The 20,390-nt window shown below is 72.5% G+C and carries 16 protein-coding genes; 6 read left to right on the top strand and 10 right to left on the bottom strand.

The window, feature by feature from the left end:
- Nucleotides 1-207 precede the first annotated feature (207 nt).
- The 3 genes from ACFWGJ_RS06835 to ACFWGJ_RS06825 are packed head-to-tail and all read right to left on the bottom strand — an operon-like array spanning nucleotide 208 to nucleotide 2,672.
- Complete coding sequence (locus ACFWGJ_RS06835; protein WP_387321508.1) at nucleotides 208-981, bottom strand: enoyl-CoA hydratase/isomerase family protein; 774 nt, start codon at nucleotides 979-981, stop codon at nucleotides 208-210.
- Nucleotides 978-1,418 (bottom strand): Zn-ribbon domain-containing OB-fold protein, encoded by a 441-nt coding sequence (locus ACFWGJ_RS06830; protein WP_381833622.1) that lies wholly within the window; start codon nucleotides 1,416-1,418, stop codon nucleotides 978-980. The genes ACFWGJ_RS06835 and ACFWGJ_RS06830 overlap by 4 nt, the downstream gene beginning before the upstream one ends.
- 42 nt (nucleotides 1,419-1,460) lie before the next feature.
- Nucleotides 1,461-2,672, bottom strand: a complete 1,212-nt coding sequence (locus ACFWGJ_RS06825) for a lipid-transfer protein (RefSeq protein ID WP_387321507.1) — start codon at nucleotides 2,670-2,672, stop codon at nucleotides 1,461-1,463.
- Between the two features lie 143 nt (nucleotides 2,673-2,815).
- On the opposite strand from ACFWGJ_RS06825, the gene ACFWGJ_RS06820 reads away from it, so the two are divergent.
- The gene (locus ACFWGJ_RS06820; RefSeq protein ID WP_387321506.1) at nucleotides 2,816-4,462 is read left to right on the top strand and encodes a fatty acid--CoA ligase family protein; all 1,647 of its coding nucleotides are present in this window, start codon (nucleotides 2,816-2,818) and stop codon (nucleotides 4,460-4,462) included.
- Nucleotides 4,463-4,512: 50 nt separating this feature from the next.
- On the opposite strand, the gene ACFWGJ_RS06815 is transcribed toward ACFWGJ_RS06820, so the two are convergent.
- Genes ACFWGJ_RS06815 through ACFWGJ_RS06805 form a run of 3 tightly spaced genes read right to left on the bottom strand, consistent with a single transcriptional unit; the run spans nucleotide 4,513 to nucleotide 8,148 of the window.
- On the bottom strand, nucleotides 4,513-7,125 hold the full coding sequence (locus tag ACFWGJ_RS06815; RefSeq protein ID WP_387321505.1) for an FtsX-like permease family protein: 2,613 nt from the start codon (nucleotides 7,123-7,125) through the stop codon (nucleotides 4,513-4,515).
- A gap of 4 nt (nucleotides 7,126-7,129) precedes the next feature.
- Nucleotides 7,130-7,861 (bottom strand): ABC transporter ATP-binding protein, encoded by a 732-nt coding sequence (locus tag ACFWGJ_RS06810; protein ID WP_387321504.1) that lies wholly within the window; start codon nucleotides 7,859-7,861, stop codon nucleotides 7,130-7,132.
- A gap of 29 nt (nucleotides 7,862-7,890) precedes the next feature.
- Nucleotides 7,891-8,148, bottom strand: coding sequence for a hypothetical protein (locus ACFWGJ_RS06805; RefSeq protein ID WP_387321503.1), 258 nt, complete (start codon nucleotides 8,146-8,148; stop codon nucleotides 7,891-7,893).
- A 258-nt stretch (nucleotides 8,149-8,406) separates the two neighbouring features.
- On the opposite strand from ACFWGJ_RS06805, the gene ACFWGJ_RS06800 reads away from it, so the two are divergent.
- The 3 genes from ACFWGJ_RS06800 (at nucleotide 8,407) to ACFWGJ_RS06790 (ending at nucleotide 11,935) form a co-directional block, all read left to right on the top strand.
- A complete protein-coding gene (locus tag ACFWGJ_RS06800; RefSeq protein WP_387321502.1) occupies nucleotides 8,407-9,693 on the top strand; it encodes a sensor histidine kinase in 1,287 nt (428 codons plus the stop codon).
- Nucleotides 9,681-10,340, top strand: coding sequence for a response regulator (locus ACFWGJ_RS06795; protein WP_387321501.1), 660 nt, complete (start codon nucleotides 9,681-9,683; stop codon nucleotides 10,338-10,340). Before ACFWGJ_RS06800 ends, ACFWGJ_RS06795 begins: the two co-directional genes overlap by 13 nt.
- A 410-nt stretch (nucleotides 10,341-10,750) precedes the next feature.
- The gene (locus tag ACFWGJ_RS06790) at nucleotides 10,751-11,935 is read left to right on the top strand and encodes a serine hydrolase domain-containing protein (RefSeq protein WP_387321500.1); all 1,185 of its coding nucleotides are present in this window, start codon (nucleotides 10,751-10,753) and stop codon (nucleotides 11,933-11,935) included.
- Nucleotides 11,936-12,110: 175 nt separating this feature from the next.
- On the opposite strand, the gene ACFWGJ_RS06785 is transcribed toward ACFWGJ_RS06790, so the two are convergent.
- The 4 genes from ACFWGJ_RS06785 to ACFWGJ_RS06770 all read right to left on the bottom strand — a co-directional run bounded on the left by ACFWGJ_RS06785 (nucleotide 12,111) and on the right by ACFWGJ_RS06770 (nucleotide 16,392).
- Nucleotides 12,111-12,485: a DUF6247 family protein gene (locus tag ACFWGJ_RS06785; RefSeq protein ID WP_387321499.1), complete on the bottom strand. Its 375-nt coding sequence runs from the start codon at nucleotides 12,483-12,485 to the stop codon at nucleotides 12,111-12,113.
- Nucleotides 12,486-12,628: 143 nt separating this feature from the next.
- Nucleotides 12,629-12,790, bottom strand: coding sequence for a hypothetical protein (locus ACFWGJ_RS06780; RefSeq protein ID WP_387321498.1), 162 nt, complete (start codon nucleotides 12,788-12,790; stop codon nucleotides 12,629-12,631).
- Between the two features lie 184 nt (nucleotides 12,791-12,974).
- On the bottom strand, nucleotides 12,975-13,220 hold the full coding sequence (locus tag ACFWGJ_RS06775; protein WP_384806313.1) for a sigma-like protein: 246 nt from the start codon (nucleotides 13,218-13,220) through the stop codon (nucleotides 12,975-12,977).
- A 214-nt stretch (nucleotides 13,221-13,434) separates the two neighbouring features.
- A complete protein-coding gene (locus ACFWGJ_RS06770; RefSeq protein ID WP_387321497.1) occupies nucleotides 13,435-16,392 on the bottom strand; it encodes a BTAD domain-containing putative transcriptional regulator in 2,958 nt (985 codons plus the stop codon).
- A gap of 224 nt (nucleotides 16,393-16,616) precedes the next feature.
- Here ACFWGJ_RS06770 and ACFWGJ_RS06765 point away from each other — a divergent pair, with 224 nt between their 5' ends.
- Together ACFWGJ_RS06765 and ACFWGJ_RS06760 are read left to right on the top strand one after the other, a co-directional pair.
- Nucleotides 16,617-17,846, top strand: coding sequence for an amidohydrolase family protein (locus ACFWGJ_RS06765; protein WP_387321496.1), 1,230 nt, complete (start codon nucleotides 16,617-16,619; stop codon nucleotides 17,844-17,846).
- A 169-nt stretch (nucleotides 17,847-18,015) separates the two neighbouring features.
- Entirely contained in the window at nucleotides 18,016-20,349 is a 2,334-nt protein-coding gene (locus tag ACFWGJ_RS06760; RefSeq protein ID WP_387321495.1) for a hypothetical protein, read from the top strand.
- Nucleotides 20,350-20,390: the final 41 nt, after the last annotated feature.

Raw genomic sequence — 20,390 nt, 5'->3', positions numbered from 1 at the left:
GTTCCCCGCGCCCCTAAAGACCAAAGCCGGGGCGCAGCCCCGCTTTTCAGGGGCGCGGGGAACTGCGCGCTTAGCCACGACGCACCCGCTGGCAGGACGCGGGCGTCAACCCCCACCCCCTCAGGGGCGCGGGGAACTGCGCGACAAGCCCCCACCGGCCCGCGGTCGAGTGTCAGGGGCGCGGCCAGCCCTCGCCGGCCCGCAGGGTCAGCGGGTTCGGAAGGTTTTGTCGCGGGTGGTGAACAAGGGGGTCTGGGACTCGGGGGGCAGGTTGCCCAGGGTGATCAGGTGGGGGGCCTGGGACAGGGCCGCCGTCCGCGTGGCCTCCTGGGCCGACCACAGGGCCCGCACCGTACCCTGCACCGCCGCGGGCGGACAGGAGGCGATGACGGTCGCGCAGCTGACCGCCGCCGCCACCGCCTCCCCCCGCGCCGTCACCTCCGACACCAGCCCCACCTCGTACGCCCGCCGCGCGGAAACCCGTTCGGCCGTTCCCATCAGGGCCATGCGGGCCACCTCCCCGAACGGCGTCCGCTGGGCCAGGTACACGGACTCGTACGCGCTGACCATGCCGTACGTCGTGTGCGGATCGAAGAACGTGGCCGTCTCGTCCGCGATCACGAAGTCGGACTCGCCGAGCAGGTAGAACGCCCCGCCGCACGCCATCCCGTTCACCGCCGCGATCACCGGCTTCCACAGGCCGGACGCCTTCGGGCCGATCGAGGCGAGCGGGTCGTCCATCATGTACGGGGATCCCGGCTGCGGGATCTCCGCGTTCCGGTCGAGTCCCGTCGAGAAGGCCCGGTCGCCGGCCCCGGTGAGGACGATCGCCCGTACGGTGTCGTCGAATCTGAACTCCGCCCAGAGCGACTTCAGTTGAGCCGTCATCTCCAGGTCGATGGCGTTCAGGCGCTCGGGGCGGTCCAGGGTCACCACCGCGACGCCCGTCTCCTTGTCGGTGGTGGTCCGCAGGGCGGTCACGGCCGCTCCAGCACCCAGCGCGGCAGCCGGAGGCCGTCCCCGCCGTCCCTGCCGCCGAACACCACCTGCACCCGCGCCCCGATCCGGATCCGTTCCCCCGCGACCGAGTTGAGCGCCGCGTCGGGCCCGCTGACGAGATTCCCCACCAGCCGGATCCGCGGCGCGTCCGCCAGCTCGACGACGATCACGTTGTACGGGGCCTGCGCCGCGTAGTCGGGCAGGAGCGGGGGGTGCGGGATCACGTACGACCAGATACGGCCCCGGCCGCTCATCCTGCGCCACTCGCTGTCGAAGGAGTGGCAGTGCGGGCAGCAGGGGCGGGGCGGGAAGCGCAGTTCCCCGCAGCCGGGTTCGGCGCAGGCCTGGACGCGCAGCTCGCCCCGGGCCGCGTACTCCCAGAACGGGGCGCCGTCGTCGTCCACCACAGGTGTGAGCATGTGGCCTCCTAGGTTGACTCGGTTCCGCAGTTCCTCGGTTCCTCAGTTCCTCAGGAGCAGCGCAGACGTCGGGACGCCCTCGCCCGCCGTCACCAGGCAGGTCGCTGCGCCTGGCACCTGCGCCGTACTGGTCCCCCTGAGCTGCTTCACGCCTTCGTTGATGAGGTTGAAGCCATGGACGTACGCCTCCGAGAGCCCGCCCCCGCTGGTGTTGAGCGGCAGCCGGCCGCCGATCTCCAGGGCGCCCCCTTCGGTGAAGGCGCCGCCCTCGCCCCGGCCGCAGAAGCCGTAGCCCTCCAGGGAGAGCGGGATGAGGGGGGTGAACGCGTCGTAGATCTGGGCGACGTCCACGTCCTCGGGGGTGAAGTCGGCCTGTTTCCACAGGTGTCGGGCGGCTGTCCAGGCGGGGCCGGTCAGCGGGTCGTCGTTCCAGTAGTTGACCATCCCGTGGTGCTGGGCGGGCAGGCCCTGGGCGGCGGAGTGCACGTACACGGGTCTGCGGCGGCAGTCGCGGGCGCGTTCGGCGGAGACGATCACGCAGGCGAGTGCCCCGTCCGTCTCCAGGCAGTTGTCGAAGAGGCAGAGCGGCTCACTGATCCAGCGCGAGGTCATGTACATGTCCCGGGTCAGCGGTCGCTCGTACATCATCGCCGCGGGGTTCTGGTTGGCCCGGTTGCGGCAGGCGAGCGCCACGTTGAAGAGGTGGTCGCGGGTCGCCCCGTACTCGTGCAGATAGCGGCGGGTGAGCATGGCTATCTCGTCGGCGGGGCGCAGGAGGCCGAAGGGGCGGGTCCACTGGGCGGGGGTGGGGAGTTGGACGGCCGTGTTCTTCCACGGGCGCGGTCCGCTGCCGCGTTTGCGTGAGCGCCAGGCGACTCCGACCGTGGCCTGGCCGGTGGCCACCGCGGACGCCAGATGCGCGACCGTGGCGCAGGAACCGCCGCCCCCGAAGCCGACCTTGCTGAAGAAGCTGAGGTCGCCGAATCCGACGGCCTTGGCGACCTCGACCTCGTCGGTCTCCTCCATGGTGTAGGAGGCGAGGGCGTCGACCTCGGCCGGTGAGATGCCCGCGTCGTCGAGGGCGGCGAGGATGGCCCGGCAGGCCAATGTCTTCTCGCTGTCGGGGAGTTGCTTGGCGAAGGGCGTCTCTCCGATGCCGACGATCGCGGTCGCGTCCTTGAGCCCCGTCGCTCCGGTGCCCGCTCCTGTGCCCGCCCCGGCGCCTGCCCCCGTGCCCGCCCCTGTCCGTGCCATGGACGCACCTCCACCCTGGTCCACGAATGCTGACAGGGCGTCAGGCTACAGCTAATCTGACGGGTAGTCAGCTAGCGGCCGTCCGGCTGATCGGCCGATCGGTTCGATCGGTTCGATCGCCCGGCGGCGGAGGGAGGCCTGCCGTGCGCGGTGACTTGGAGTGGGAGACGATCCCGGGGCTCGTGCGGGCGGCGGCCGAGCGGTACGCGGACGTGGAGGCGGTCGTCGAGGGCCGTACCCGCGTCACGTACGCGGAGCTGGGCGCCCGGGTGGAACGCGCGGCGGCGGCCTGTATCGCGAACGGCGTGCGGACCGGCGACCGGGTGGCCATCTGGGCGCCCAACACCCTGGACTGGATGGCGTCCGCCCTCGGCGCGGTGTCGGCGGGCGCGGTCCTCGTCCCGCTGAACACCCGTTTCAAGGGGACGGAGGCCGCGTACGTACTGGCCCGGAGCCGGACGAAACTGCTGTTCGTGACGGGCACGTTCCTGGGGACCTCGTACGTGGCCTCCCTGCGGCGGGCCTGCGCGGAGAGCGAGGAGCCGGCCGACGCGCGTGCCGACGCGGGCGCCCATACGGGCCGTGGCGCGGGGCCTCTCCCGGGGCTTCCGTATCTGGAACAGGTGGTCGTCCTGTCCGATGACGCCCCCGCCGACTTCCGCACCTGGAAGGACTTCCTGGCCAGCGGGGACGGCGTGGGGGAGGCCGAGGTGCGGGCACGGGCCGCGGCGCTCGACCCGTCCGCCCCCTCGGACATCATCTTCACCTCGGGCACCACCGGCCGCCCGAAGGGCGCCGTGATCACGCACGCGCAGACCCTGCGGGCGTACGACGTCTGGTGCGAACTGGCCGGTCTGCGCGAGGGCGACCGCTATCTGATCGTGAACCCCTTCTTCCACACCTTCGGCTACAAGGCGGGCGTGATCGCCTGTCTGATGCGGGGCGCGACGATGATCCCGCAGCCGGTGTTCAACGTGGACACGGTCCTCGCGAACGTGGCCTCGGAACGCATCTCCGTGCTCCCCGGCCCGCCCACCCTCCACCAGTCCCTCCTGGACCACCCCCACCGTGACGCGTACGACCTCTCCGCCCTGCGGCTGGTGGTGACGGGCGCGGCGGTCGTGCCGCTGCTGCTGGTGGAGCGGCTGCGGGCGGAGCTGGGCGTGGGCACGGTCCTCACCGCCTACGGTCTTTCCGAGGCCAGCGGGATCGTCACGATGTGCCGCCGCGGCGACGAGCCGGACGTGATCGCCTCCACGTCCGGCCGCGCGATCCCCGGCACGGAGGTGCGCGTCGTGGACGGCGAGGGCGCCGCCGTCGCCCCCGGTACCCCGGGCGAGATCCTGGTCCGCGGCTTCAACATCATGCGCGGCTACTACGAGGACGCCCCCGCCACCTCGGAGGCGATGACCCCGGACGGCTGGCTGCGCACGGGCGACATCGGCGTCCTGGACGCGGCCGGCAACCTCCGGATCACCGACCGCATCAAGGACATGTTCATCGTCGGCGGCTTCAACGCGTACCCGGCGGAGATAGAGCAACTCCTCGGCCTGCACCCGGACATCGCGGACGTGGCGGTGATCGGCGTCCCGGACGCCCGGCTCGGCGAGGTCGGCAAGGCCTATGTCGTACGCCGTCCGGGCGCCCCGCTCACCGGCGACGACCTGATCGCCTGGGCCCGCCGCGAGATGGCCAACTACAAGGTGCCCAGAGCGGTGGAGTTCGTCGGCGAACTGCCCCGCAACGCGAGCGGGAAGGTCGTGAAGGGAGAGCTGCGGAAGCGGCGTTGAGGGGCCCCGCCCGGTGCGGGCGGGACCCCCGTTCGCCCACGTGCCGTGCGCTATTCGCGGGCGGACAGCGCGTGGGCCGGGGCCGTGCGCAGGGCCTGCCGGGTGGGGAGCTCGACCGTGACGAAGGCCGTGCCGATCACGGTCAGCGCGACGGCCGGCAGCAGCCACACCGGGCCCGCGGGCCACGGCCGGTCCAGGAAGCCGATGCCGAGCAGCGCGAGCGGGACCACCGACAGCAGCAGGCCGGTGGCGAGGGCGGCGACCCCGATCACCGCGGCCTCGCGGCGCATCATCGCGAGGATCTGGCGCGGGGTGGTGCCGTTGAGGCGGAGCGTGGCGATCTCGTTGCGCCGCTGGGCGGTCGTGGCGACCAGCTTGTTGGCGATGGACAGGAGCAGATAGCCGAGGAGCACGACGATGGTGGCGAGGTTGATCCAGACCGTCGCCGGTGCGTCGCTCAGGCTGTCGCCGGACCCGGTGTCGGTGGGCGCCAGGGTCAACCCAGCCCGGGACGCGGCCAGTTCGGCGAGGTTGCGCTCTGCGGCGTCGGTGCCGTCGGTGCGGACGAGGACACGCTGGTCGAGGCCCGCGGTGGTGTGCCCCGCGGCGAGGTCGTGGGAGAGCGCGACCGGGCCGAAGCCGAGGCCTCGGTCGTAGACGGCGACGACCTTCGGGCTGACCCGGCTGCCGTCCCCGAGGACGAGGGTGATCCGCCTGCCGACCTCCGCACCACGGGAACGGGCGGCCTCGCTGTCGACGGCGACCGTGTCACCGGTGAGCCCGGCCAGGCTGCCGTCCCGTACGCCGAGGTCCAGGACGTCCGGCGCGGCCGGGGTCAGGATCATCGCGGAGGCGGCCTCGACCTCCGGTTCGCCGAACATCTCGTACTCCCACACGACCGTGGTGTCGCTGACCGGGGCCGCCGCCCGCACACCGTCGGTCCGCCGGACGTCCGCGAGGGTGCCGGCGGGCACACCGCCGAGTCCCGGCGCGCTCAGGCTCCGCTGGGCGAGGGTGCCGGTGCGGGTGTCCTGCGCGGTCGCGCTCATGACGGTCGTCTGGGCGAGGGTGTAGGTCAGGACGAACACGACCGCCATGGCGAGGGCGCTGACGACCCCCGACAGCCGCAGCGCGTACCCGCGGATGTTCGCCACCGCGAGCCAGGTCGGGGCCGAGACCGAGGGCCGCAGCCGCCGGGCCGCCGTGTCCCCGATGCCCTTGACCAGAGCAGGTCCCGCCAGGGCCAGACCGATCGCGCCGATGATCCCGGCCATGGAGGTGGCCGCCGCACCGAGGACCGTCCGGCTCAGCAGCGGCACCACCGAGAGCGTCGTCGCGCCGACGATCAGCAGCAGGCCCGCGCGGATCCGGATCTTCGAGGGGGTACGGGGCTCCACGCGCGACTCGGCGACCGCCTCCGTGGCCGGCAGCCGCGAGGTGCGCCACGCCGCGCTGCGGGCCGACACCTGCACGGCGAGGCCCAGGAGGAGAACGGTGGCGAGCGCGGGCAGCGTGCCGTACGTGAGCGGCAGACCGGCCGGGATCACCTCGCGGTCGACGAGCATCCGCCGGAACTGCCCGGCCAGCAGATAACCGAGGCCCACCCCGGGCACGACCGCCACGGCGGCGATGACCGAGGCCTGCGCGGCGGCCAGGCGCCTGATCTGCTTCGGGGTCGCGCCGACGGCCCGCATCAGGGCGAGGTCGCGGCGCTGGCCGCCGATCGACACGGCCAGGGCGCTCGCCAGCACGAACCCGATGATCAGCATGATGATCCCGGAGAGCGAACCGGCGAGCAGGATCAGCAGCGAACGGGCCGCGCCCGCGCCGGGAGAGGCGATGTCACCGCGGGCGGAACCGGTGGAGACGATCACTTCGGCGCCGGCCCTGTCGGAAGAGGTTCCTTTCGCGTCCCCGCGGGCGTTCTCGCCGGCTTCCTCGATCGTCTCGCGGGCCGCGGCGGCCACCGAGGCCTCGGCGCCCGGCTCGGTGCGCAGACCGACCAGGTCGACGGTCCCGGCGCGCGCTCCCGCAGCGCCGCTGCCGCCGTCGCGGCCCGCCAGCCGCCGGGCCGTCGGGTCGGCGAAGAGGATGCCCGCACCCGGGGCGTCCACCACCGCCGTGACGCGGTAGGCGGCGGCGGACCGGCCGGCCGCGACGACCTGGACCCGATCGCCCGCCCGGACACCCGCGGCCTCGGCCGTCGCCCGGTCGAGCGCCACCTCCGCGCCACCGGACGGCTGGTCGCCACTGACCTTCGCGTCCGTGAGCAGCTTGGCCGAGGACCAGCCGTGACCGGCCGTCCGCGGCTCCTCGGCCGGTACGACGCGGCCGTCGGCGTCGACGACGGCGGCCGGGAAGCTGACGTCACCGACCGCCGCGGTGACACCGGGCAGTTCGGCCAGCCGGCCCACCAGGGCGGCCGGGACCGTGCCGCGCTCCGGCAGGGCGATCGGCAGGTCACCGGCCGGATGGAAGCTCTGGTCAGTGGAGACCACGACGTCGGCCCCGGCGAGCCGTCCGGCCGGCAGCTGGGAGCGCAGACCGGACTCGGCCAGTACCCCCGTGCCGGTGATCAGCGTCGCGCCGCCGAGCACCGCGCACGCCACCGCGATCAGGGCGGTGATCCGGTGTCCTGCCATACGGACCGCGAGATGCAGCATGGTTCTAGACCTCTCCCAGCTTGACGAGACGGTCGGCCAGTTCGGGGGCGGTGGGCCGGTACAGGCGCTCCACCACCCGGCCGTCGGCCATCACCACCGCGTGATGGGCCTGGGCGGCGGCGGCCGGGTCGTGGGTGACCATCACCACGGTCTGGCGCAGCTCGTCGACGAGTTCGCGCAGCAGGCCCAGCACCTCGTGGGCGCTGCGCAGATCGAGGGCGCCGGTCGGCTCGTCGGCGAACACGACGGTGGGCTTCGCCACCAACGCCCGTACGATCGCCGCCCGTTGCTGCTGGCCGCCGGAGAGTTCGGCGGGCCGGTGCGCCATCCGGTCGGCGAGACCGACCCGCTCGACCAGCGTCCGTACCCACTCCCGGTCCGGGGCGCGGCCCGCCAGCCGCAGCGGCAGCGTGATGTTGTCGGCGACGCTGAGCGCGGGGACCAGGTTGTAGGACTGGAACACGAAACCGATGTGCTCGCGGCGCAGTTCGGTACGGCGGGTCTCGTTCAGCCCGCTGATCTCACGGTCGCCGATACGGATGCTGCCCGAGGTGGGGGAGTCGAGTCCGGCGGCGCAGTGCATCAGGGTGCTCTTGCCGGAGCCCGAGGGCCCCATCACGGCGAGGAACGTGCCGTGCTCGACGCTCAGCGACACGTCGTCGAGGGCGCGGACGCCTCCCGCGTACGTCTTGCTGACGTTCACCAGCTCGATGGCCGGCGCGGTCGGTGCCGCCATCGGGCGGCCGGCTCCCGCGAGGACCCCGCTCATCGCCGGCCCCGCAGATGACGGACGACGAGCGCGGTCACGCACAGGGCGGTGACCCCGCCGCAGACCAGGTGGACCCCGGTGGAGGCGGCGCTGTAGGAGGCCACCATGTTGCCGACGGTGCTGATCACCAGGACCAGCCACAGCACCGTACGCACGAAGCGGTCCCGGGTGATGCCTTCCCGGGGCGCGTCCTGCCGGGCGGGATCCGCGCCCCCGGCGAGGCCGTCGAGGCGGTAGGGGTCCGTGGTCGTCATGGCTGTCCTCTTCGGAGTCTTCGAGCTCTTCGGACCCTGCGCGCTGCGCGGTTCGCGGTGCGTGGTGCCTGGTTCGCGGCCGGCGGTGCGCGCTGCGGGTCTCGCTGTCGTGGCTTCGAAGGTACGGATCAGGACCCCGGCCGGCCGAGCCCGCCAGCAGCCCGAGTGGGGGTACAGCCTGCTGTACCTCTACGCTCCTCCACGACAGTGCAGCGGTCGCCCGCACGAGGCCGTTGACGACCGAGAGAGGAGGGGCCGATGCCGACCCCGACCCCGCCCGGCGTACCCGACGACGGCGGCGAGGACCGGCCCGGGATCCGGGCCACCGTCGTTCGCGCGGCCGGTGCGGCCGTCGCCGCTCTCGAACAGCTCGTCGGCGGACTCGGCACCGCGCTGATGGCACTGCTCGTCCTCGGCTGGGCCGCCGCGACCGCCGTGACGTCCCTGGTGGGCGTCGGACTGCTGATGGCACCGCTCACCCTGCGCGCCCTGCACGCGCTCGCCGGCCGGGAACGCGACCGGCTCGGGCGGTGGGGACCCGAGGTCCTGGGCCCCGACCCGGCACCGACCGCGGTGCGGCTCGCGGTCGTCGACCCCACCACACGCCGCGAGCTGCGCTGGCTGCTCCGCCACGCCACGCTCGGCCTGCTGCTCGGCATCTGCGGCCTGCTCCTGCCGCTGCTGGCCCTGCGCGACTCCCTCTTCCCGCTCTACTGGCGCCTGCTGCCGGAGGGCGCGACCAGTACGTCCCTGGGGATAGGAGTCGCCGAGACCTGGGCCGACGCTGCCGCCGCCGCCCTGCTCGGCCTCGGCTGGACCGCCATCATCCTGGGCCTCAGCCCCGGCATGGCACGCCTCCAGGACCGGCCGGGGCGACTCCTCCTCGCGGCCGGACCCGACACGGACCTGTCCCTGCGCGTCGCGGAACTCACCGCCACCCGGGCCGCCGCCCTGGACGCCCACGCCACCGAACTACGGCGCATCGAGCGCTCGTTGCACGACGGCACCCAGAACCGGCTCGTCACCGTCACCGTGCTCCTCGGCGCCGCGCGCCGCATGGTGGCCCGCGATCCGGCCGGCGCCGAAGAACTCCTCGAACGCGCCCAGAGCGCCGCCGAACAGGCCCTGTCCGAACTGCGCTCGGTGGCCCGCGGCATCCTGCCGCCCGTCCTGGCCGACCGAGGGCTCGCCGGGGCACTCACCGGACTCGCCGCGAGCTGTCCGGTGCCCTGCCGGATCGACGTCCAGGCGCCCGAGCGGTGCGCCGCGTCCGTCGAGGCGACCGCCTACTTCGTGGTCGCCGAGACCCTCACGAACATCGCCAAGCACAGCGGGGCACGACAGGCGGCGGTCACCGTCCGCAGCGGTGGCGGGCGGCTGCGCCTGGACATCACCGACGACGGCCGGGGCGGCGCCGACGAGAACGGCGGGTCCGGGCTCACCGGCATCCGCAACCGGATCGCCGCGCACGACGGCACCCTCGAACTGGCCAGCCCGCCCGGCGGCCCGACGACTCTCAAGGTGGAACTGCCATGCGGATTGTGATCGCCGAGGACGACGCGCTGCTGCGGGAGGGGCTGGCGCTGCTGCTGCGCGCGGAGGGGCTCGACGTGGTGGGGACGGCCAGCACCGGGGACGGCGTCCTCGACGCCATCGACACGCACAAGCCGGATGTCGCCATCCTCGACGTACGGATGCCGCCCACGCACACCGACGAGGGGATCGTCGCCGCGGTGGAGGCCCGGCGGCGGCGGCCCGATCTCGCGGTGCTCGTCCTGTCGGCGTACGTCGAGCAGTCGTTCGCCACGGAGCTGCTGGGCGGCGGGGTGACCGGGCTCGGCTATCTGCTCAAGGAGCGGGTGGGGCGGGTCGAGGAGTTCCTGGACGCGCTCCATCGCGTGGCGGGCGGGGGTACGGCGATCGACCCGGAGGTCGTCGCGCAGCTGTTCACCCGCAGCCGGCAGGACACGCGGCTGGAGCGGCTCAGTCCGCGCGAGCGGGATGTGCTCGCGCTGATGGCGGAGGGGCTCGGCAACGGCGCGATCGCCGAGCGGCTGGTGGTGACGGAGGGGGCCGTGCACAAGCACATCCGCAGCATCTTCGCGAAGTTGGACCTGTCGCCGGCCGATCAGGTGGATCGGCGGGTCGCGGCGGTTCTTCGGTACTTGGACGATGCGCGGCGCAGGGGCTGACGGGCCGTCACGGGGAGTGCGGGGGTGGTGCCGGCCCGTTGTTGACTGCGGGCCGGTGGGGGCTTGTTGCGCAGTTCCCCGCGCCCCTGAGGGGGAGGGGTGGTTGCGGTCGGGTGTCGTGTGCGGGTCGGTGGGGGTCGGTCGCGCAGTTCCCCGCGCCCCTGGGGTGGGGGTGGTGCCGGCGCGTTGTTGACTGCGGGCCGGTGGGGGCTTGTTGCGCAGTTCCCCGCGCCCCTTGGTGGGATGGGGTTCGGCTTGTTGGTACAGCTGGCGCTACCTTCGTGCGGGGGAGTGCACCAGGGCCTACTGGGGCGCCTGCTTGATCGTCGTGCACGGGTGGGGTTTCTAGCGTGGTGGGCGTGCCGCGACGACGGTTCGACCCCTACCCAGACGCTTGGAGTCCGTGATCCATGAAGACCGAACTCACCTCCCGAGTGGTGGCCACGACCCTGGCGACCGTGCTGGCCGGTATCGGCCTGACCCTGCCCGCCGCGGGCGCGACCGGGGCCACCGTCACCCCCGCCCGCGACGCCTCGCACGGCAGGGCGCTGCAGGCCGGCGTGGACGCGATCATGAAGACCGGGACCGTCGGGGTCGTGGCGCGCTCGACGGACCCGCGCGGTGTCCGGTACGCCACCGGCGGAGTCGCCGACCGGGCCACGCAGGCCGCCGTACGCCCAGGTGACAAGTTCCGGATCGCCAGCGCCAGCAAGACGTTCGTCGCCACGGTGATCCTGCAACTCGTCGGCGAGGGGCGCCTGTCGCTCGACGACACCGTGGAGCACTGGCTGCCCGGAGTCGTCTCAGGCAACGGCAACGACGGCGGCGCGATCACCGTACGGCAGCTGCTCCAGCACACCAGCGGGCTGTTCGACTACACGTCGGACTTCCCCGAGTTCGAAGGCACGGCCGGCTACCAGGCCGAGCGGTACCGCTCCTGGACCCCGCAGGAGCTGGTCGGCATCGCGATGAGGCACACCCCGCGATTCGCGCCGGGCGACGGGTGGAGCTACTCAAACACCAACTACATCCTCGCCGGAATGATCATCGAGAAGGCCACCGGGCACACCTGGAACGAGGAGGTCACCAACCGTCTCATCCGCCCGCTCGGCCTGCGCGACACCCTCGCCCCGACCACCGAGTCCCGCATCCCCGGCCGCCATCTGCGCGGCTACTCCAGCTTCGAGGAAGCGGGACCCGCGATCGACATCACCGAACTCAACGCCTCCGCGGGCGGTGCCGCGGGCGCCATGATCAGTACGACGGCCGACCTGAGCCGTTTCTACCAGGCGCTCCTCGGCGGCCGACTGCTGCGCCCGGCGGAGCTGACCGCGATGAAGACGACCGTACCGGCCCCCGAACTGGACGAAGCCTGGCCCGGTGTGCGCTACGGCCTCGGCCTGATGAGCGTCCCGCTGTCCTGCGGCGGCGTCTACTACAGCCACGGGGGCAACCTCCCCGGCTACACCACCCGCAACGGCATCAGCGCCGACGGCCGCCACACCGTGGTCCTGAACTCGACGGGCGACGGTTCGACGGACTCGTCCACCCAGAACACCCAGAACGCCGTGATCGACGACGACCTCTGCGCGTAACACGGACGCGCCCGTAAGGGGCGCCCTTCAGGGGCGCCCGTCAGGGGCGCGGGGAACTGCGCGGCCCACCCCCACCGGCCCGCGGACGAGTACCGGGCCGGGGCGCAGTCCCGCCCGTCAGGGGCGCGGGGAACTGCGCGACCAGCCCCCACCGGCCCGCAGGTGAGCGACGTACCTACGTCGGAGTCGTTGAGCCCCGCGCCAGCGAGGCCCGCGCCGCCGCGCGCAACGCGTGGATCTCGTCCCACGCCCCGCGCCGCGCGGGCGAGCCCCGCCCGACGGCCCCCACCGTGTGCTCGGCCTTGCGGAGCCGCGCGGCCGTGGACGGGAACCTCGCGATCTCCACGGTGACGGCCCAGTTGTCGAGAAGCTGGATGAGCGGCCCGAGACTCCCGGTGCGTGCGGCGGCCCCGATGGCTCCGTCGGTCTCCCGCTCCAGTTCGGCGAGCCGGTGCGGGGCAACCCGGATGACGGCCGCGCGAAGGGCGCCGGGTGTCCGTTCCGGCCGGGGAACGAGGGGCCTGCCGGGCTCGATGGGCTGCGCTGTCATCGTGGTGCGCACAGTACGGCGTACGGACGGGCACCGCGAGGGCCGCAACGAGCCCGGCGACGCGTTCCGGCCGGTCCCGAGGGCCCCGGACACGACGACGGGCCGAGCGCCGTGAGGGGCCCGGCCCGTCGGGATCGTGGACGTCAGGGTGCCGGGACGGCCGGCGCGGCCGGCGCGGTCACGGCCGCGGTGTCGTCCGGCGCGGGCGCCGGCATGGAGTTGTCGGCCAGCGCCGGGCTCGCGGCCGCGGCGCCGACCCCGAGTATCAGGGTGAGGGTCGTGAGGAACTTCTGCGTTCGGTTCATACCGACTCCTGGGTGAGAGGGAACGGCCGGACGCCCGAAAACGCCGGCCACCTACGGGTGCTACCCCATGCCGAACCGAAACGGCGCACGTCGCCGATCGGCCGGATCGTGCCCCGGACAGACTTCGGCCGCGGTGGCTCCCCCTCCGCGCCACCGCGGCCGATCCCCGTCGGGAGAAAGGTCCTTACTTGCCGCCGTCGAGGTCCAGCGCGGGCGGCGAGGGCATGCCGTTGTCCAGCGTCCGGATGTCGCTCTGGGGCGGCGTCGGCATCCCGTTGTCCAGCGGAGTGACGACCGGGTCCTCGGCGGGAGGGGTCGGCATCCCGTTGTCGAGAGGAGTGGCCACGACCGGGTCCTTGGCGGGAGGAGTCGGCATCCCGTTGTCCTGCGTGGTCGCGGTGGGGTTCGTGTCCTTCGTCTGGTCGCTCATGGCTTGTGTCCTCCGTTGTCTTGACGAGTGAGGAACGCCCGTCCAGAGACTCCCCCGAGGGCCGCTGGACGGGCGTTCGGAGCCGCACACTAGCCGGTTGGGCTCCTGGTCAGACCGTCTGCCCCCCGACGCGACGGTGTGACAGATATGAGAGTGCCGCGCGGAGATAAACGAATGCTGAACGTCCGCAACGGCCCGGGCGCGGGCCGCTCGCTCACGCCGCCGTGGCGGGCGTGAGCAGCACCCTGACCTCCTCCGCCTGCGCGGAACCGCCGTTCTGCTCCAGGAGGTTGACCGCCTCGCGCCAGCAGGCCCTGGCCCGGTCCACCTGCCCCAGCATGGTGAGTGCCCGGCCGAGCAGCGTCAGCACGGTCCCCTGCATCCGGTCGCCCCCGATGCAGCCGAGCGCCAGTGCCTGTTCGGCGTGCTGGGCGGCTTGTGCGGGCCGGCGGGCCGCCAGATGCACCTCCGCCATGCGGAAGTTGGTGGTGCCCTCCCAGAGCCGCTGGCGGTGGCTGCCGAAGACGGCCAGGGCGTCGGAGAACTGGTTGAGGGACTCGGCGTGCCGGCCAGCCCGGGTCAGCGCGATGCCCAGCGTGAAGTGCCCGTTGGCCAGCCGCAGGGTCTTGCCGATCTCCAGGTACGTCGCCAGGGCGCGCTGCGCGATCTCCACGGCCTTGTCGGTGTTGCCCATGCCGAGGTGGGCGCGCGAGAGGTTGCACAGGCTGAGCGCTTCGAGGGGCCGGTTGCCGATCGCGGCGTACCCCTCTATCGCCTGCTCGAAGAACGGCTTGCCGCTCGCGAACTGCTCCTGGTGCATGAGGGTGAGCCCGCGGTCGTTGGCCGCCCAGCTCATCGCCATGGCGTCATCGGCGGAGGTGGCGAGCTCCAGGGAGAGCTGCGCCTGCTCGGCCGCCTGCTGGATCCGGCCGGACACCAGCAGCGGGTGGGTGAGCGTGGTGCGTGCTCTGCCCTCCGCGTGGGCGTCTCCCGCGGCCCGGGTGGCGTCGCACATCGCCCTGGCCGTCGTCTCGTACTGGTGGGAGTTGGCGCCGGACTCGGCGAGGTCCCGCGCCGCCCACAGCAGATCCACCGCCCGCCGCAGCAACTCCGTCCCCGCCGACTGCCGTACGCAGGCCAGCAGCGGGGCCGCCTCCGTGTACAGCCAGTCGAGCGCGGCGCTGCCGCCGGTGAAGGTCAGGCCGGGGTACTGCGTCGTCTCCAGGTGGTCCACCAGGCGGTCGCCGGGGCGCTCGATGGCGTACACGCCTGCGGCCGTGGCGAGGTAGAAGTCGAGCAGGCGCGACATCGCGGCGGCCCGTTCGCCCGGCGGCTGTTCGTCGCGTTCGGCGCACGCACGCGCGTAGAGCCGTACGAGGTCGTGGTAGCGGTAGCGGCCGGGTGCCGCCGACTCCAGCAGCGAGGTGTCGACGAGGGATTCGAGGAGTTCCTCGGTGTCGTCGAGGGGCAGGTCGAGGACCGCGGCGGCGGCGGCCAGGGACATGTCGGGGCCGTCCGCGAGGCCCAGCAGCCGGAAGGCGCGGGCCTGGGCGGCCTCCAGCTGCCCGTAGCCCAGCTCGAAGGTGGCCTTCACGGCCAGGTCGCCGGCCTGCAGTTCGTCCAGGCGGCGCCGCTCGTCGGCGAGCTTCGCCGCGAGGACGGAGACGGTCCAGGTGCGGCGGGCGGCCAGCCGGGAGGCGGCGATCCGGATGGCCAGCGGCAGGAAGCCGCAGGCCGCGACCACGTCCAGCGCGGACTGGCGTTCCGACTCGACGCGCTCGGTGCCGACGATCTTCGTGAAGAGCTGGAGGGCTTCTTCCGGCGACATCACGTCGAGGTCGACCAGATGCGCGCCGGCCAGGTCGACCATCCGTACCCGCGAGGTGACCAGCGCGGCGCAGCCCTCGGTGCCGGGCAGCAGGGGCCGGACCTGGGCCGCGTCCCGGGCGTTGTCGAGGAGGACCAGGACCCGGCGGCCGTCGAGCACCGAGCGGTACAGCGCCGCCCGCTCCTCCAGGGTGTCCGGAATGGACGAGTCCGGGGTGCCGAGCGCGCGCAGGAATGCGCCCAGGACGGCCTCCGGCGCCGCGGCCCGCGCGCCCGCGCCCTGCAGATCGACGTACAGCTGACCGTCCGGGAAGGCGACGCGCGACTGGTGGGCGACGTGGACGGCGAGCGTGGTCTTGCCGACGCCGCCGATGCCGGCCAGCGCGGAGACGGCCATCACGCGGCCCTCGGCGCTCGCGAGGACCTCGCACAGTTCGGAGACGAAGGACGTGCGTCCGGTGAAGTCCGGCACGGTCGCGGGCAGTTGGGCGGGACGCACCGGGGCGGCAGCGGTCTCGGGGGCCAGCGGCGCCGAGGGTTCGGCGAGGCCGGGGTCGGCCCGGAGGATGCGCTGCTGCAGTTCCTGGAGGTCCGGGCTCGGGTCCACGCCCAGCTCGTCGGCGAGCAGCCGCCGGGTGTCGGCGTACGCGGCCAGGGCCTCGGCCTGGCGGCCCGAGCGGTACAGCGCCAGCATCAGCAGTTCCCGCAGCCGCTCCCGCAGGGGGTGCGCCGCGGTGAGCGCGGTGAGTTCGGAGACGGCCTCGGCGTGGCAGCCCTGTTCGAGGTCCATGTCCAGGCGGGACTCGGTGAGCTGGAGCTTCCACTCCTGCAGCCGGGTGCGCTGGGTCTCCGCGTACGGGCCGGGGACGCTCGCCAGGACCTCTCCGTCCCACAGGCTCAGCGTCTTGTTCAGCAGGGCGCGCGCATGGCACAGATCGCCCCTGCTCTTGGCCTTCTCCGCGTCGGCCGCGAGCTCCTGGGCCAGCGCGAGGTCGAGGGTGGCGCCGCCGCCGGAGGCGTCGGTGAGCCGGATCGCGTACCCGCCGGACTCGCTGACCAGGACGCCGGGGGAGAGGATCTTGCGCAGGCGCGAGGCGTACGTGCGCACGGCCGCCAGCGCCTGGGACGGCGGGTCGTCGCCCCACAGGGCGTCGATCAGCTCGCCGGACGTCGCCGTGCGGCCCTCACGGAGCAGCAGGGCGGCCAGCAGGGCGCGTTGCTGAGGGGACCCCGTGGGCAGCGCCTGTGCCCCACGCCAGGCGCGCACCGGCCCGAGCACACTGAAGCGCAGGGCCACCGATTCCTCGGGATCCCACTGCTCCGGTACTCGCGGTACACCGTCCATCGCTGTCCCCCTGCCGAACCGTCATGACAACCAGGCCAGTTTGCCTTGTTCATGGCGGATGCGTCAGCCGTGGGAGACACCGATCACAGGCCGCCATGCCAAGTTCACGCATCCCCTCACAGGGCCCACACTCCGTAGTCGCAACCCCGCGGGGCGGCCCCCGCATTCCGGAGACCGCTCTCCAGTAGCTGACGGATCGTCAGATCGGCGTTACCGTACAGAGCATGGAGACCTTCCCGAAGATCATCTCGGTGGACGACCACACGGTGGAGCCCCCCAACGTCTGGCGGGACCGGCTCCCGTCGAAGTACCAGGACATCGGCCCGCGCGTCGTACGCGCCCCGCTGAAGGAAATGACCTTCCTGGGCGGAAAGTTCGCGCCCGTCATGGGCAGCCCAGGCGACGACGGCCCGATCGGCGACTGGTGGGTCTACGAGGACCTGCACCGCCCGCTCACCCGCCTCGACACCGCCGTCGGCTACGACAGGGACGAGATCAAGCTGGAGATCATCACGTACGAGCAGATGCGGCCCGGCTCGTACGACGTCCCGCAGCGCCTCGCCGACATGGACGTCAACCACGTGCAGTCCGCGCTCTGCTTCCCGACCTTCCCCCGGTTCTGCGGCCAGACGTTCACCGAGGCCGCCGACCGCGAACTGGCGCTGCTCTCGGTGCGGGCCTACAACGACTGGATGGTCGAGGAGTGGTGCGGGCCCGAGGCGCGGGGCCGGCTGATACCGCTCACGCTCATCCCTCTGTGGGATCCGCGGCTCGCCGCGCAGGAGGTGCGGCGCAACGCCGCCCGCGGAGTGCGGGCCGTCGCCTTCTCCGAGATACCTCCGCACCTCGGACTGCCCTCCGTTCATACGGACGAGTGGGATCCGTTCCTCGCCGCCTGCGACGAGACCGGCACGGTCATCGCCATGCACATCGGGTCGAGCAGCCGGATGCCCTCCACCTCCGCCGACGCACCGCCCGCCGTCGGCTCCACCATCACCTTCGCCAACTGCTGTTTCTCGATGGTCGACTGGCTGATGAGCGGCAAGTTCGAGCGCTTCCCGAACCTGAAGGTCATGTACGCGGAGGGCCAGATCGGCTGGATCCCCTACATCCTCGAACGCGCCGACGTGGTGTGGGAGGAGAACCGCGCCTGGGGCGGCGTCGCGGACAAGGTCCACCGCCCGCCCTCCGAACTCTTCACCGAGCACGTCTACGGCTGCTTCTTCGACGACGCCTTCGGCCTGAGGAACCTGGACGCCATCGGTGTCGGCAACGTCCTCTACGAGACCGACTACCCCCACTCCGACTCCACCTGGCCCGAGTCACGCCAGGTCGGCGAGGCCCAGATGGGCCACCTGGACGCGGACGTCGTCGACCGGATCGTCCGCCGCAACGCGATCGACCTGCTGGGGCTCACGGACGACGGCCTGTGGGCGTCGGCGAAACGGGAGTGAGGCGCCCGGTCCGCCCCTGGAGCGACGGCTGTTCCCCAATGGCCCGGATGGGCTGAATGCAACCCTTGTGGTGATCTTCGGTTCATGACGAGCCTTGTCATGACCAAATCATTACTGGTTCCAGGGGGAACAGATGAGAGGAAGAGAAAGAGGAAGAAGAAGACGGACGGTGTCAGGGACGGTCGCCGCCACCGCGGCGGCCCTCGCCCTGGCCTGGACCCCGGGCGCCCAGGCGGCCGTCCCGGCGTCCCCGGGGGCCCCGGCGCCCGCCGAGTCGTCGGCGGCGCCCGAGACCCGGTGCACCCTCGGCAGCGGTGAATGGACCCGCTGCCTCGACGTCGACGCCGCACTGGACCGCGCGCCCGCCGTCGGCGGCGACGCCACGCTCACCGTCGGCCTCAGCTCGTCGGCCACGCTGGACGACGTGAAACTGAAGGTGGAACTGCCCGCGACCCTGACGTGGCGCGAGGCGCCGGCGGGGTTCACGCAGGACCGCAGGAACTCCGCCAGACCGGAGGCGTACGGCGCGGTGAACGCCGCCGAGCGCACCCTCGACGTCAAGGCCGGGCAGCGGTTGAGCTTCACCGGCACGGTGAACGCGCTGCGTGCCGCGTCCGCGTCGATCCGGGTGCAGGCGGTGTCCCCCGAGGGGGCGCCGTTCAGCAGCGATCCTGCCGTCGTGCCGCTCACCGTCGGCAAGAAGTCGTTCCTGGGGTACGGGAAGGGGCCGTTCGGCACGGCGCGGGTGCCTGAGGGGGCCGTACCGGCCAAGACCACCGGGCGGTTCGAGCCGGTCGGGGACGAAGGGCTCCCCACGCCCCACTCCGACGACGAGAAGCGCCCCGGCATCCAGGCGACCTCGTGCGTCAGGGGCAGCTGGACCTACCTCATCGGCAACACCTTCCACCCGTCACGCAACTTCGAGGTGCAGGTCTGGGACGAGGACGGCGTCTCCGACGACCTCCTGGCGGTCGGCACCACGGACGCCAACGGCGCGTACAACCTGTGCTTCGACAACGACGACGGCCTCTTCGGCGGCGGCCAGGACGTCTACCTCAAGTTCGTCGCGTTCACCGTGCACTACAGCATCCGGGACAACAGCGACGACGTGTACGAGTTCCAGTTCGAGACGCGGAACAACATCGCCGACGGGGCGACCCTCGACTACGGACGCCGACTGCCGTCCAACCCGGACCAGTTCAGGGCGCTTCGCGCCTTCGAGTACGCCGACAACGCGGCCACCTGGACGCCGGGCCGCTGCTGGGACCGTGACGACACCGACTGCCGTCACATCGGCATCGTCTGGCCGACCGACGAGGGAGGCACCTTCTACGACCCCGGCGACGACGAGGTCAACCTGGAGGACCTGCAGGCGGAGAACCCCTGGACCGTCGCGCACGAACTGGGCCACGGGGTGATGGACGACGTCTACAAGGACTACCAGCCGGACATAGGCCCCGACTGCCGCCAGCACTTCGTGCACCTGGCCGAGAAGGCGGAATGCGCCTGGGTCGAGGGCTTCGCCGACTGGTACGGCACCGAGGTCGTCGAACTCTTCGGCAACCCCGCCTCGTTCGACTTCGACACCCCCACCTGGGGAGACCCGGCCGACTGGGACAACGGCCCGAACGTGGAGGGCCGGATCGCCGGCGCCCTGCGCGACCTCGTGGACAGCGGTGACGAACCCAGCTGGGACAGCTACGGCGAGGGAGAGGCCAACGTATGGGAGGTGTTCCTCGACCATCGGTCGGACACCTTCCAGCAGTACTGGCAGCAGCGCGGAACCGACGGCTACAACGTCGGCGACGCCCCGCAGGCCTCCCTCTTCCAGAACACCATCGACCTCGCCCCCGGCTTCCGGGAGCCCCTGACCGCCGGCGCCGAGAGGGTGCGGCCGACTCCGAACCCGCCCGGGCGGCACAACTACCGCTACGACACCGCGTTCCGCTTCTGGTCCGTCGTCGCCCTGCGTCCCGGCGCGAACGACGACTACGAGCTGGAGCTGTACGACGACCGCGCGATGACCCAGCGGCTGGGGCAGAGCCTGTCCGGCCGGGGCGCCACCGACTTCATCGCGGTCGACTCCAACGTCAACAACAGGGAACCGGGCGACTACTACCCGCGGGTCACGCACAACTTCGGCACCGACCCGTACGTCATCGAGGTCGCCGACGGCGGCAAGCTGCTCCCGCTCACCGGTGACCAGCGCACCATGGGCAACAACGACCTCGTGGAGGTCTGGGACACCTGCACCGACGCGAAGCGGTCGATCACCGTGACCCCGTCCGGCGCGGCGCAGGACGCCGAGCTGTACGTGGTCGCCTCGCGGCCGGGTCCGGACACCTCGGTGATCGGACGCCAGCAGATCCTCACCGGCTCGGTGTCCGGCGGCGCCGGCGAACCCGAGAGCGTCGAGTTCACGCCGCCCGCCGGTCTGGACTGCTTCGGCGTGATCCTGATCAACAAATCGGGCAGCGGCACGTACTCACTGGCCGTGAGCTGAGCGAACACCGAAGGGCGCGGGGCCCGCACCGCACAAGGAGT

It is taken from the genome of Streptomyces sp. NPDC060205 (assembly GCF_042728395.1).
Classification (GTDB): Bacteria; Actinomycetota; Actinomycetes; order Streptomycetales; family Streptomycetaceae; genus Streptomyces.
This window is presented reverse-complemented; position numbering and strand designations above follow the sequence as displayed.

Excerpts from the sequence above, each read along its gene's own strand:
- ACFWGJ_RS06830 (WP_381833622.1), bottom strand. The coding sequence starts at position 1,418 with ATGCTCACACCTGTGGTGGACGACGACGGCGCCCCGTTCTGGGAGTAC.
- ACFWGJ_RS06825 (WP_387321507.1), bottom strand. The coding sequence starts at position 2,672 with ATGGCACGGACAGGGGCGGGCACGGGGGCAGGCGCCGGGGCGGGCACA.
- ACFWGJ_RS06815 (WP_387321505.1), bottom strand. The coding sequence starts at position 7,125 with ATGCTGCATCTCGCGGTCCGTATGGCAGGACACCGGATCACCGCCCTG.
- ACFWGJ_RS06810 (WP_387321504.1), bottom strand. The coding sequence starts at position 7,861 with ATGGCGGCACCGACCGCGCCGGCCATCGAGCTGGTGAACGTCAGCAAG.
- ACFWGJ_RS06805 (WP_387321503.1), bottom strand. The coding sequence starts at position 8,148 with ATGACGACCACGGACCCCTACCGCCTCGACGGCCTCGCCGGGGGCGCG.
- ACFWGJ_RS06800 (WP_387321502.1), top strand. The coding sequence starts at position 8,407 with ATGCCGACCCCGACCCCGCCCGGCGTACCCGACGACGGCGGCGAGGAC.
- ACFWGJ_RS06795 (WP_387321501.1), top strand. The coding sequence starts at position 9,681 with ATGCGGATTGTGATCGCCGAGGACGACGCGCTGCTGCGGGAGGGGCTG.
- ACFWGJ_RS06790 (WP_387321500.1), top strand. The coding sequence starts at position 10,751 with ATGAAGACCGAACTCACCTCCCGAGTGGTGGCCACGACCCTGGCGACC.
- ACFWGJ_RS06785 (WP_387321499.1), bottom strand. The coding sequence starts at position 12,485 with ATGACAGCGCAGCCCATCGAGCCCGGCAGGCCCCTCGTTCCCCGGCCG.
- ACFWGJ_RS06780 (WP_387321498.1), bottom strand. The coding sequence starts at position 12,790 with ATGAACCGAACGCAGAAGTTCCTCACGACCCTCACCCTGATACTCGGG.
- ACFWGJ_RS06775 (WP_384806313.1), bottom strand. The coding sequence starts at position 13,220 with ATGAGCGACCAGACGAAGGACACGAACCCCACCGCGACCACGCAGGAC.
- ACFWGJ_RS06770 (WP_387321497.1), bottom strand. The coding sequence starts at position 16,392 with ATGGACGGTGTACCGCGAGTACCGGAGCAGTGGGATCCCGAGGAATCG.
- ACFWGJ_RS06765 (WP_387321496.1), top strand. The coding sequence starts at position 16,617 with ATGGAGACCTTCCCGAAGATCATCTCGGTGGACGACCACACGGTGGAG.